Annotated in this window: 7 protein-coding genes; 5 read left to right on the top strand and 2 right to left on the bottom strand. The window is 59.9% G+C overall.

Features of this window, described 5'->3' with window-relative positions:
* Positions 1–37 precede the first annotated feature (37 nt).
* The 3 genes from G6M89_RS07405 (at position 38) to G6M89_RS07395 (ending at position 4,731) form a co-directional block, all read left to right on the top strand.
* The gene (locus tag G6M89_RS07405; protein ID WP_165161149.1) at positions 38–1,666 is read left to right on the top strand and encodes a glycoside hydrolase family 5 protein; all 1,629 of its coding nucleotides are present in this window, start codon (positions 38–40) and stop codon (positions 1,664–1,666) included.
* A gap of 35 nt (positions 1,667–1,701) precedes the next feature.
* On the top strand, positions 1,702–2,886 hold the full coding sequence (locus tag G6M89_RS07400) for a twin-arginine translocation signal domain-containing protein (RefSeq protein ID WP_165161148.1): 1,185 nt from the start codon (positions 1,702–1,704) through the stop codon (positions 2,884–2,886).
* Between the two features lie 261 nt (positions 2,887–3,147).
* Positions 3,148–4,731, top strand: coding sequence for a pectate lyase (locus G6M89_RS07395; RefSeq protein ID WP_165161147.1), 1,584 nt, complete (start codon positions 3,148–3,150; stop codon positions 4,729–4,731).
* Positions 4,732–4,755: 24 nt separating this feature from the next.
* Here G6M89_RS07395 and G6M89_RS07390 read toward each other — a convergent pair whose 3' ends face one another.
* Entirely contained in the window at positions 4,756–9,603 is a 4,848-nt protein-coding gene (locus tag G6M89_RS07390; protein WP_165161146.1) for a PAS domain S-box protein, read from the bottom strand.
* Positions 9,604–9,966: 363 nt separating this feature from the next.
* Here G6M89_RS07390 and G6M89_RS07385 point away from each other — a divergent pair, with 363 nt between their 5' ends.
* Both G6M89_RS07385 and G6M89_RS07380 read left to right on the top strand, forming a co-directional pair.
* Complete coding sequence (locus G6M89_RS07385) at positions 9,967–10,236, top strand: HalOD1 output domain-containing protein (protein ID WP_165161145.1); 270 nt, start codon at positions 9,967–9,969, stop codon at positions 10,234–10,236.
* Between the two features lie 84 nt (positions 10,237–10,320).
* Complete coding sequence (locus tag G6M89_RS07380; RefSeq protein ID WP_165161144.1) at positions 10,321–11,304, top strand: PAS domain-containing protein; 984 nt, start codon at positions 10,321–10,323, stop codon at positions 11,302–11,304.
* Positions 11,305–11,313: 9 nt separating this feature from the next.
* Here the strand turns inward: G6M89_RS07380 and G6M89_RS07375 are convergent, their stop codons facing one another.
* Positions 11,314–12,012: a hypothetical protein gene (locus G6M89_RS07375; protein ID WP_165161143.1), complete on the bottom strand. Its 699-nt coding sequence runs from the start codon at positions 12,010–12,012 to the stop codon at positions 11,314–11,316.
* Between the last annotated feature and the right edge of the window lie 89 nt (positions 12,013–12,101).

Genomic DNA, 12,101 nt, shown 5'->3' with positions numbered 1-12,101 from the left:
GAAATCTGTCAGCACACAGAACGAGTAGTAAGAGGGTATGAAATACGCATCATCGACAGACGGGCAGACAGACGACCAGTCAGCAACTCGCCTCGAGAACGGAGTCACTAATGACCGACAGACAACGCGCCGGCGCTTCTTGCAGTCAACGGCTGTGACGGGAGCGCTCGCGGCAGGGTTCGCCACAGGGGCAACAACGTCGGCCGCAGCGGAGACGGGCCGTGGCATTCCAACGCCACGACTCCACGTTGAGGGAAACCTGATCAAAGATCCGCAGGGAAACACCGTCACGCTCCGCGGACTCAACATCGCTGATCCGAAGCGCCTGAACGTGACAGCACCGGCACGCGGAAAAGCCGCCGAACACGTCGTGGACCTCCTCACGGACGAGAGCCAGGGCTGGTATCCCAGAGTCATCCGCGTGCCCGCCCAGCCAGTCGATATCGGCGAGCACGAACCCGGCCACACCGGCGGCCCGCCCGACCCAGTCGCGTTCACCGAGGCCGAACTCGAGGAGTACCTCGAGACGCATTACGATCCGATTATCGAGCAGTTAGGCGACCTGGGCGTCTACGCCATCGTCGATTTCCACCGCCATTGGACGGATAACGACGCCGAGGACGGCTGGGACGGCATGTGGGGAGACAGTCAAGACGAGACGATCAACGAGGACCTGCAAGAAGAGGTCGACATGTTCTGGGAAATCGTCGCGCCGAGATACGCTGACGACGACCACGTCCTTTATGAGGTCTACAACGAGCCGACCGAACCCGGCATGTGGGCCGAGGTCGACCGCCAGTGGGTCAGAGACAACTGGCGACTGTGGAAGGAGTTAGCCCAGCCATGGGTGGATACGATCCGCGAGCACGCCGACAATATCGTCATCGTCGGCTCGCCAAGTTGGAGTCAGAACCCGGAGGGCTACTACATCGAGCCCTTCGAGGGCGACAACCTCGCCTACGCCTACCACATCTACTCGGGTCACGTCGTCAGCCAGGACGAAGCCTGGGACGAGGTCGGCATCGACGGCATGGGCACCGACGGCGTCTACGAGGAGGTGCCGGTGTTCGTCACCGAGTTCGGTTGGGAGGCAACCCACGCCGGCGCGACCGAACTCTACGGCCAGACGAGCGACTTTGCCGACCCCTTCTTCGAGTGGCTCGAGTCGAGCGACGCGATTCACTGGACGGCCTGGTGTGCCGATCCGATCTGGCGCCCAGTCATGTTCACGCGGTCGTTTCTCGACGAAGACCCGACACAGCCGGACGATACCGACTCCATTGGCCACCCCTACGAAGACGAGATTCCCGTCCACTGCGAGGACCTGCCCTGTGAGTGGGACTTGCTGGGCGGCGACGAGTTCGCCGGCGAGTACGTCAAAGCACAACTCGAGGCCTATCGCAACGATGGGCTTCCGGGCGATGGTGGCGACTCCGATCCGGAGCCAGAGCCGATTCAGGTCGGCGAGTACACACCTGCGGACACGACTGACGACGGCCTGCACAACGACTTCACCGGCGACGGTGAGACGACCCACGACGACGTGACCGCATTCTTCGAAAATCTCGAGGATGAGGGTATCCAGAACAATCCGGACGCGTTCGACTTCGCTGACGACGAGGATGTTGGCTTTGCAGACGTGGTCGAACTGCTTCGACGGGTCTGAGCATCGCACTCGAGCACCCTCCACGACAGACAGCCATGAATTCGAATCCACACGCGGACAACACAGACGGTGACCGAACCGAGACGACCGACCACCCACAGCGTGACCCGGACGCCGCGGCAAGTCACGACGACGGCGAAACCAGCCGCGCACTCTCGAGACGGCGGTTCGTCCAGGCAACGGGCGCAACGGCGGGCGCACTCGCACTCGGCGGGACCGCTGTTGCCGGCGCACAGCCACTCGAGGAAACCTGTGAGTCCTTCGGCGAGATCGACGTCGGTGACGGAGACTTCCTGTTGATCAACAACGATTGGGGGGAAAGCGTCGAAGACAGCGGCTTCGAGATGTGTAGCTGGCTTGCCGAGGACGGCAGCTACGGCTACGAGTGGACTACCCGCCCCGACGGTGGCGAACCGAACTACCCGCAGGTCTTACTCGGCACCAAACCCTGGGGCGACGACAGCGACGTCGGCTCGTTCCCGGTCCAGCGTGGCGATATTGACGAACTGACGCTCGAGGTCGACATCGATCTCAACGTCTCCGGCGGCGAGTGGAACCTCGCCGAGGAGTGGTGGCTGATGGAACAGCCGCCCGACCAGCAGATCGAGACGCACACCCATGAGATCATGCTCGTCCTCGAGTGGAGCGACGAGCACAGCCACGGTGGCGTCGACGAACCCGGAGTCTGGACCGATCAGTTCGGCAACGAAATCGACTACTGGACGGTCTACAGCGGTGGCGGCGGGACCGATGCTGCGTTTCATATCTTCCGCGTCAGTGGCGGCCTGACGACGGGACAGGTTGACCTGAGCGAAATTATCGACTTCATGAGCGAGCGCTACGGCCTCAGCGAGGACCTGTGGGTCAGCGGCATCGAAGTCGGAAATGAGTACTGGGGTGGCGTCCAGGGCGATGTGACCTACAACACGCTCGATGTGACGGTCAACGGGACGACCTACGAGAGCGGCAGCGATGCTGGAGACGGCTCGGATCCCGAACCAGAATCAATCGAGGTCGGCGAGTACGAAACCCAGGATAGCACCGACGACGGCCTCCACAACGATTTCACTGGTGATGGCGAGACCACCCACGATGATGTGACCGCCTTCTTCGAGAACCTCGAGGATGAAAGCGTCCAGAATAACCCAGAGGCGTTCGACTTCGCCGGCAATGACGAAGTCAGCTTTGCAGATGTGGTTGACCTGCTTCGCCAGGTCTAACAGCCACGGTTTCGGCGTCACCACCCTCAAGGACAATTTTTGTACGGATTCGAAGATTGGCGAGTAGTCACGAGTGCAACCAGTCTCTCGTTAGTTGTTTGTGAGCGGAAAGTGGTGGCTGTACTAAGAACACCGGTATTTGTAAGAGAACGAGAGAGCACGTTCCTGAAACGGAGCTAGAGGCATGTAGCGCTACGCCAACCGGCAGTCGGCTCGGGGGACGTGGATTTATTTCATTGCCATACTCCATTCATTTATACGATGGATCGAAGAAGCTTCTTGCATACTGTGGGAGCAGCGGGCCTTGGCGCAGCGACACTTGAAAACACGCAGACGATCACCGCTCAGGAGACGAGAGACAATCGTAAGGTCGTCACGATTGACAACATTGGGACAGAGTCACCGAGTTCGCCGATTGCACCCGACGACGGCTTCGCCGATCTGTCCTGGCTCGAGGAGGGGCCACTCGTCGTGGTCCGGGTAACGAACCTCGATGCGGCAGGCGAGGGGTCGTTCAAGTGGGCCTGCGAAGTGGGCTACGACGAGTTAGACGCCGAAGATGTCGGTCGGCGACTCATCGTCTTCGAGGTCGGCGGCGTCATTGATCTCGAGAATACGGATATACAAGCCGAGCGAACGAACATCTACGTCGCTGGACAGACCGCGCCGTCGCCCGGAATCACGCTCATCCGAGCGGATTCACCCGGCCTCGAGTTCGACGAGGAAAATCAGTTCGTCCAACACATCCGTTCGCGGCCGGGCGACGAGATTGACGGGCCGTCGGATTCGATGGTCGTCGGCGATAATGGCTTCAACGTCTGTTTTGACCACTGTTCTGTGAGTTGGGGCAGTGAGGAGTCGATGTCGGTCAATGCAAGCGAACACTCCGAAGACATCACGTTCAGTAACAACCTTATCGCGGAAGGGCTGTTCGACTCGCCGGCCCACGGCAGCGATAACCAGCGCGCCTACGGCAGCCTCGTCGGGAACGGGGCTGACCGAACGGCAATTCTGGGCAATCTCTATGCCCACACGTGGAGTCGCAACCCGCGTCTCAAGGGCGGCACAGAGGCCACCGTCGCGAACAACGTCTGGTACAATTTCGAACGTGGGATGCGGATCGGCGACGACGTAGACGAACCCACCTTCGTCAACGTCGTTGGCAACCACTATCGGACCGGACCCGACGCGGACACGGACCGACCGCTCATCTACACCAACCACGACGAGAACGATCCGACGATCTACCTCCACACGTCGAACAACGTCTCCGACGATGGGTATACACTGGTCGAACCCGACGCCCCGTGGGAGATTGAATCCGAGCCGATCGAGGAGTACTGGCCCGAGAACTTCACGCCGATCGACGACGATCCGTACGATCAGGTCCGCTCGCACGCCGGCGCTCGCCCCGCAGACAAGACCGACACCGATGAGCGGATCCTCGCTGATGTCGAGAATCGAACCGGCACGATCATCGATAGCCAGGACGACGTTGGCGGCTATCCTGAGCTCGAGTCGACGACGCGTGACCTCGAGGTTCCGGATGGCGACGTGACGGACTGGCTCGTCCAGCACACACGGGCCGTTGAACTCGGCGAGGCACCGCCGGGAGAAGGTGGTTCAAGGCCGCCCGAGATCGGCGGAACCCAACCGACCGATCCGAACGGTGATGGGGCGTATACCGACCTCACTGGCGACGGCCAGACAACTCACGACGACGTGACGGTCTTTTTCGAGCATCTCGAGGATGAGGGAGTCCAGAACAACCCTGAGGCGTTCGACTTCGCCGAAAACGACGAGGTCGGCTTTGCGGATGTCGTTGCCCTCCTCAGGCAGGTCTAAGAGAAGGACACCCCGTTTCACCAGCTACAGATCACCATCAAGTGCAAGCGCCTGTTCGTCGAACAGTTGTGCGAACAGTTGCTGTTGGCCAACCCGAAGATGGCGGTTGACCGTTGGCTGTGTCACCTCGAGCATCTCGGCGATTTCCTCGCCGGTGCTCTCGCGAGGCCACTCGAAAAAGCCGGCGAGATACGCCGTCCGAAGCACCTCGAGTTGGCGCTCGGTGAGCGATTCGAACAGCGACGTGACGAGTTCCTGGCGCGTTTGGGTTTCGCGCTCGACGTGGCGCTGTGCGTTGAGGTCGACGTTTGCGTAGTGATCGCGAAGCATGTCGACGAACTCGCGGACATCTGCACCGACCGGCACGTCAACGGTGACAGTCGTCGCCGAGCCATCCGCGCGAATCGAACGGGGGCTGCCACCGTGGCGAACCAGTCGTGAGGCGAGGACATCACCGGTGACCGTCGCTTCGAACAGCGTCCCCGCGTCCGTAGATCTGATCTGTCGATAGTCGATGACAGCGACGAGCGTTTCGAGGGTGGTCTCAATGGCGTCGCTGTCAGCATCGGCGACCTCGAAGAACAGAACCGTTCGGTCGGACGAGACCGTTCCAAGCCCCTCGTAGGTGACCGTTCCGCCGGTCGTTGCGGCAATCCGAGAAAGGATGTCGTCACCCGTTTCGGCCGCGATTTCGAGTGTGAGTTCGACGAATGTTTCCGCGTGCAAGGCCTCGCGCGTGGTGACTGCGTTGATCGCGTTGGCGATGCTTTCACCGAGTTCCGAAAGCACCGTTCGCTCGAGTGCGGTGAACGCGTCGGGTTCGGTCGCATAGACAGCGAGAACGCCGTCAGTGTAGTCACCAAAGGAAAGTGGGACAGCAATCGCCGACTGGAATCCGGCATCGACCGCGGTTCGCCGCCAGGGATCTTGCTGCAGCTGGTCGACGATATTCTCGACGAGTGTTGGCTGGTCCGTTTGTGCGGTTCGAACAGCAGGCTCGACCGCCATCGCATCCGCGGCCTCGTCGTTGAGGTCGAGCGACGCGGCGTCGAGATACGCATCATGTGGGCCAGCCCAGGTTCGAGCCTCGAGTGTTGTTCTGCCGGTGTCGACAGTGCCGATCCAGGCGAAGTCGATCACATCGGACTCGACGAGGCGTTTGGGGACTGTGCGTTCGATCTCGGTTCGACTCGCCGCCCCGATAAGCGACTGATCGATTCGCCTGATGAGGTCGTTAATCTCGATTTGGCGGCGTAATCGTCGATTTCGTGTCTCGAGTTCGGCGTCGCGCTCACGCAGACTCGCCTCGCTCTCGAGGCGGTCGAAGGCGGCTTCGGTCGTTGCGACGAGCGTTTCGAACAGTTGGCGGCTGCCGTCGTCGATGGTCGCAAGTGGCGTATCGAGGACGAAGACGCCGTGATCACCGATTGGGGCAACGAGTCCACCAGTGTCATCGTTGAACAACGGCGACTGGTCGTCTGTCGCACCGGCATCGATAACCGTCTGTGAGCCCGCGACGTATGCGTTCCAGAGTACGGAGTCGCTGTCGCCGACCGGAATCGACGGTAACTCATCGATCCCAGCAGCGAACTTCGACGTTCGTGCACTCGGCTCGAACTGATTCGTTTCTCCGTCCAAAACGTACACCGCAGCCCCGGCTGACTCTAAGACCTCGGTTGCGCTCTCAGCGACCAGTTCCGTGATCGCCTGTTCGGTCTCGGCGTTGAGCAATGCTCGAGCCGTCTCGGTGAGCGCTTCGAGTCCCTGTTCGCGCTCTTTTTGCTCGGTGATGTCCTGGACGGCACCTCGGAACGTCACGAGGTCGCCATCGTCGTCGTAAATCGGCTCCCCCATCGCTCGCACCCAGATCGTCCCGTGTGTCTCCGTCTGGAGTCTGGCCTCGAGTTCATAACTCGATTCGGTCGTGATCGCCGTCTCGAGTGTGTCGCGAACACGCGAACGGTCTTCGGGATGATAGCACGCGAGCGTCCGCTCTAAATTCGGCGTAGTGTCACGAGGCAGATCGTGAATCCGATACATCTCCTCAGTCCAGGTGGCGGTCCGAGGGTCGTCTTGCATATTGAGTTCCCAGCCACCGACGCCTGCCAGCCGTTGGGTGCGATCGAGTAGGTCTGTCGTTCGCTCGAGTTGCTGTTCGTACTCGATGCGCTCGGTAATGTCGATGACCACGCCTTCGATCAGGGTGACTGTGTCGTCATCGCCGGTATACACGCCGCTACCTTGCTCTTTGAGCCATCGTCGCTCGCCATCAGCAGTTTCGATTGGGTACACGATACTGAACGACTCGCGCTTCTCGAGTGCGGTCTGTACTGTCTCCCAGATTCCATCGCTCCGGTCGATATCGGCCCCCCAGAGTAACTCGCTGCGTTCGAACGCTTGCGCTTCGTAGCCCGTAATTTCCTCGACACCCTGACTCGCGTACTCGATCGGCCACCCGGGTTCGTTTCTCGAGCGGTAGACGAATCCCGGGACGTTGCTAATCAGCCGCGAGAGCTGTCGCTCCTTTTCGACCCGCTCGCTGATATCACGGCCAACACCCGCAATCACTGGCTCACCATCGGGATCAGAAAGCGGCGCGGCGACGAATTCGTATGGAATACGCGTACCATCTGCCGTAATAACATCCGCCTCGAGTGGTGCGCCCTTGCGATTATCGACCGTGTCGAGTCCCGTTCGGACTGCCTCGCGGTCATCCGGCGCGATGAACTCGAGTGCGTCTATCTCCTCGAGTTCGGTATCATCGTAGCCGGTGATCATCGAGAGACTCGAGTTCCAGCGCTGAAGTTCGTAGTCGTCGTTGAGGACGTACACGACGTCGTCGATCGCATCGAGAATGTCACTTGTGTAGGCTCTGTAGCGCTCGAGTTCGTGCTCTCGTTCACGGAGTTGACGCTCGTTGCGCTTGCGGGGCGTAATGTCGTTGACGGTGCCGAGCATTCGCATCGTTCCGCCGTTGGTGTCCGTCTCAGCACCGGCGGTGGGCTCCGTAATGAGTCGCCCCCGTGCAACAAACCACCGCCACTCGTCGTCCGTGTGACGCATCCGAAACTCCGCTCGGTAGGGCTCTCCCGAGTCGACTGACTGCTGGAGCGCCTGCTCGACACGTGCGATATCGTCGGTGTGTACGCGACTGGCAAAGCCCTCGTAGTTCCCTTCGAACCCACCCGGTTCAAGTCCGAGTAACCGTTCAAGCGTCTCGTTCCAGGCGATGTCGTCGGTGTCAACTTGCCACTCCCAGATCCCTGCATCGGCACCCTCGAGTGCGAGTTCGAGACGGCGTTTGGTCTCCTGTAAGTCCTGCTCGCGTGTCTTTCGATCCCCGATATCACGACAGATCGCGAGATAGCGGTTGGTCGTCTCAGTCCGGGAGGAATCGGTCGCAGCCCAGGAGAAATCGAGGCGTATCAAGTGAACTTCGATCGGGAACGTCGAACCGTCCGAGCGCACGAATCGCCCCTCAAACTTCTGGCGCTCGCCAACCGCGAGATCCTCGAGTAACCCCGTCACATCTGATGCATCGAACTCGGCGTCGTAGTCCCAGATACTCGTCCCGACGACCTCGGCTTCGGTGTAGCCAAGTTCCGTACAGAAACGCTGGTTGACCTCGAGAATCGTGCCGTCCTCATCGAGAACGTCGATGATGTCCGGCGAGTTTTCGAACAGCGCCTCGAGTCGTGCCGTCGTCGCCTCGAGACGTTGCTCGCGGGATTTTTGCTCAGTAATATTTTGAATTGAGCCTCGAACGACGGCCCCTGTCTTGTCTGATTGAACCGGTTCGCCCGTTGTTCGAACCCAGCGTATCCCATCGCCATCGATGAGTCGAACCTCGAGATCATAGCGTTCCCCATTCGTGAGCGCCCGCTCGAGTGCACGTTTCACCTGTGGCCGGTCGTCCGGGTGATAAATATCGAGAACGTCCGTGAGTGTCGTGTCGACATCGGGATCGAGTCCGTGAATGCGTGCTGTTTCGTCGGTCAGGCGGAGTTCGTAGTCATCATCGGGATCATCGCCGAACTGTCGGTTCGCACTATTATCAGTCTCGTGAGCCGTTATTTCCCACCCGCCAACGGTAGAGAGGTACTGAACCTGTGCTAACAGCTGCGTTGTTCGCTCGAGGTCGTGCTCATAGTCCGTTCGCTCCGCGATATTCCGCCCAACACCGGCAATGACCGTGTTGCCGTCAGGGTCCTCGAGAGCGCTTGCAGAGAATTCGTAAGGAATTCGCTCATCCTCGGCAGTGAGGAGCGCCGCCTCGACGCGCACCGTTCCTTCCTCGAGAGCATCGGCGACTGCCGTTTCGATGGCACTCCGGTCACTCTCGCCGAAGAATTCGATTGCGTTCATCTCTGCGATGGTGTCGTCCTCGTAGCCTGTCACGTCGCTAACGCTGCGATTCCAGCGCCGGAGTTCGCCAGACGGGTCAAGAACGTAGACCAGATCGTCAACGGTATCGATGACCTCGTCGGTAAAGGCTCGCCGATGCTCGAGGTGGTGCTCTCGAGTCCGGACCGTCGAAATCAGATCGCTGAGCGCACTCGAGAGACTGCCGATTTCGTCTTCGTGGTCGGCTGCAAACGCCTCGAGATCTGCGAGCACGGTCTCTGCGGACGCAGATGAAGACTCAACGCCGAAACCACGGCCGGGATCGGATTCATCGACGACAGACGCCGTCTCTTGGTCCAATTGGGCAACGCAGGATTCGATTTCGGCCGTAAGCTGCTCGAGGGTGTCGTTTCGGTCACCGTTCGCTGCGAGGCCGAGGACGAACGGGGCGAAAACGCCACCGTACTCGAGCACGGAGCCGACCGCACCGGACCGACTCGAGAGCACGACGGCGGTGAGGAGACACAAACAGAGTACTAGCCACCGTCCGCGAGCCCCTGGCCAGTATCGTTGACTGCGACCAGCAGCGTACCTGATCAGCGGGCGTTGCACCCAGTCACCGAACATAGGGTACAGTTACAGTCGAACAACAGTATCCGTTTGGGTGAGTAATATTCTGATATGTCGTGGTGCGAAACTAGATACGTCGAGAAAAGAGAGTTTGTATGTTCACTCATACCTTGTTAAGTGGTGTCACAGTTTTAATCGCCCTAGACGCCACTCAGTCATGCGGTTTCAGTGGCTGTTCTATACATGTAGTATCAAACTGACTCAGAGGCTACGTGTATAACAGACAGTGGGATACCCATCATTGGCGTGTCTCCAACTGAGATGACTGGAACGACACTCGATTACCACCGCGATTCGCCAAGTCTCCGCATCGTCGATGCACTCGCCGACGCCACCGATACCGACCCTCTCGAACTCGACCCACTGTATAACGTCATCGACCCGGAGGCGCTGGATCAGATCGTCAACAGCGATTGCGATCAGATTGACCAACTCAGCGTTCAGTTCGTTTACAACGGGCACAACGTACAGGTCCAGGGCGATGGATCAATCGCCGTCGACGGCACGGTCTACGATCATGGCGATATGTAATCGCGTTGTGCAGACGAAACACGCGAGAATCCCCACGCAACCGACTCGAGTACCTTCGTCGCCATATCGACACCTCCAGTGAGTATGCACCCACGTGATTCTTCGAACACCAACCAGGCGGCGACTCTCTCAGCAGACACCGATCCGAGCGCGCTCTGCCCCGAGGTCACCGTCCTCGTAGTCGCGCCGAATCAGACCGTTCCAACGCCACTCGAGGCCGCACTCGAAGCCGACTCGAGTGTCGATGCCCAGACACTCACCTCAATTGGATCGGTGCTCCAACAACTCGAGCGTGCTGACTGTCTGTTGCTGGTCGCCGATCCACCGTCCGAAGAAAATGTCGACGTGAAAACAGAAACAGACGCGAACACAGCGGCTGAGGCGGCTACGACTGCCGAAAACACCGAGATGCCCGACTCGAGCGCAGCCGTGTTGACACGGCTGCGAAACTACGCACCCGATTTTCCAGTCGTTGCGGTCACAGTGGGCCACGACAGTGACGCCGCGGCCAAGATGGCGACGGCCGAACGGGACCAGCGCTGGACCGTCCACGTCCCAGTGACGGCCCAAGACAGCGATAGCGACCTCGAGCGCGTTCTTCAACGGATGGCCGACCTCGTCGAACACCACCGCCTCGATGGGGTCGTCGGCCGGTCGCTAGCTGCCGTTGAACTGACACAGGAACCACTCGCAGTCGTCGCCCCAGACGGCACCTTCGAATACGTCACCCGACGGTATACGATGCAGTTTGGCTACGACCGCGACGAACTCCAGGGCCAGCCCTGGCAGACGTGTTTTCACGACGAAACCGTTTCACACCTCGAATCGACAGCAATCGCGACCGTCACTGACGGCTGGCGGTGGACTGGCCACTGTACCGGCCGCAAGAAATCCGGTGACTCGGTCCCGCTGCACGTCCGTCTTGGCGGCCTCGAGGATGGCAGCCTCATCTTCGTCGTCACCGAGCGTGAACAGGACCAAAACGATGCAGTCGCCGACACGGACACAAATTCCCCACGCGAGAACGTTGCCGATGAGTCCACTGACACCGAGACCGAGCGCGACTAACTCGAGCCCTTAGAAAAACACAGCTGGCTCGAGCAGCAAAACGGTCACAACTCCGGCCAGCACGACGAGCGCAACGACAGCGCGTGTTACCCACGGCTCCCATCGCTGGCGTCGTGTCTTGACGTGAATCGTCCGCTGTTCTTTCACCTGCGTAATCCCATCCGCAGAGCGATACGTAAAGACGATCGGCAGTGAGTACGCCCCCGGTGTGACTGTCGACTGCGTATTGATCTCGAGGATGTAGCCCGGACCACCGGCATCGGTTCCGCCGAGTGGCTTTCGCGTCAGTGCGTGGATCGGCTCGCCAACCGACGTATGGATGATCTCGTCTCTCTCCGCTGTCGCCTCAAGGCTGTCTGTCGCGGACTGACCAGTTGCCGTCTCAGGCCCGCTCGAGCGGCGGCGAACCGTCCCCGGATTTGCGAGGTCGATCAGTTCGTCGTGGTCATAAAAGATGTCGAGTTCAATTGCATCGACGGCACCCGCTGCGACGAAGAGACCGAGTTCGATTCGCTCACCGGGGGCAATTCGCGCATGTCTCAGAAAGATATCCAGCGCGCCCTCGTCGATCGACTTCTGACCGACAGCGGCAATACTGATCTCGAGGTGGCCGTTGTCGTCGAGTGACGACCGCTCGAGTAACGGTGAGATTGGAAACTCCCCCGGCTTGTCACCGGTTTCTCCCACGGCTGTAACCCGTTCACCCATCGGTTGGATATCTCGGGGCGCTGTTTTCAGCGTAGTGGCCGGTGTGTCAGAAAATTGCCTCGACTATACTGTTTGAACAGGTCGACCCC

Origin of the sequence: Natronolimnobius sp. AArcel1 (genome assembly GCF_011043775.1) — an archaeon.
GTDB lineage: Archaea > Halobacteriota > Halobacteria > Halobacteriales > Natrialbaceae > Natronolimnobius.
This window is presented reverse-complemented; position numbering and strand designations above follow the sequence as displayed.

Bases quoted from the DNA above. Each gene is read 5' to 3' on its own strand.
- G6M89_RS07405 (WP_165161149.1), top strand. From the start codon at position 38: ATGAAATACGCATCATCGACAGACGGGCAGACAGACGACCAGTCAGCA.
- G6M89_RS07400 (WP_165161148.1), top strand. From the start codon at position 1,702: ATGAATTCGAATCCACACGCGGACAACACAGACGGTGACCGAACCGAG.
- G6M89_RS07395 (WP_165161147.1), top strand. From the start codon at position 3,148: ATGGATCGAAGAAGCTTCTTGCATACTGTGGGAGCAGCGGGCCTTGGC.
- G6M89_RS07385 (WP_165161145.1), top strand. From the start codon at position 9,967: ATGACTGGAACGACACTCGATTACCACCGCGATTCGCCAAGTCTCCGC.
- G6M89_RS07380 (WP_165161144.1), top strand. From the start codon at position 10,321: ATGCACCCACGTGATTCTTCGAACACCAACCAGGCGGCGACTCTCTCA.
- G6M89_RS07375 (WP_165161143.1), bottom strand. From the start codon at position 12,012: ATGGGTGAACGGGTTACAGCCGTGGGAGAAACCGGTGACAAGCCGGGG.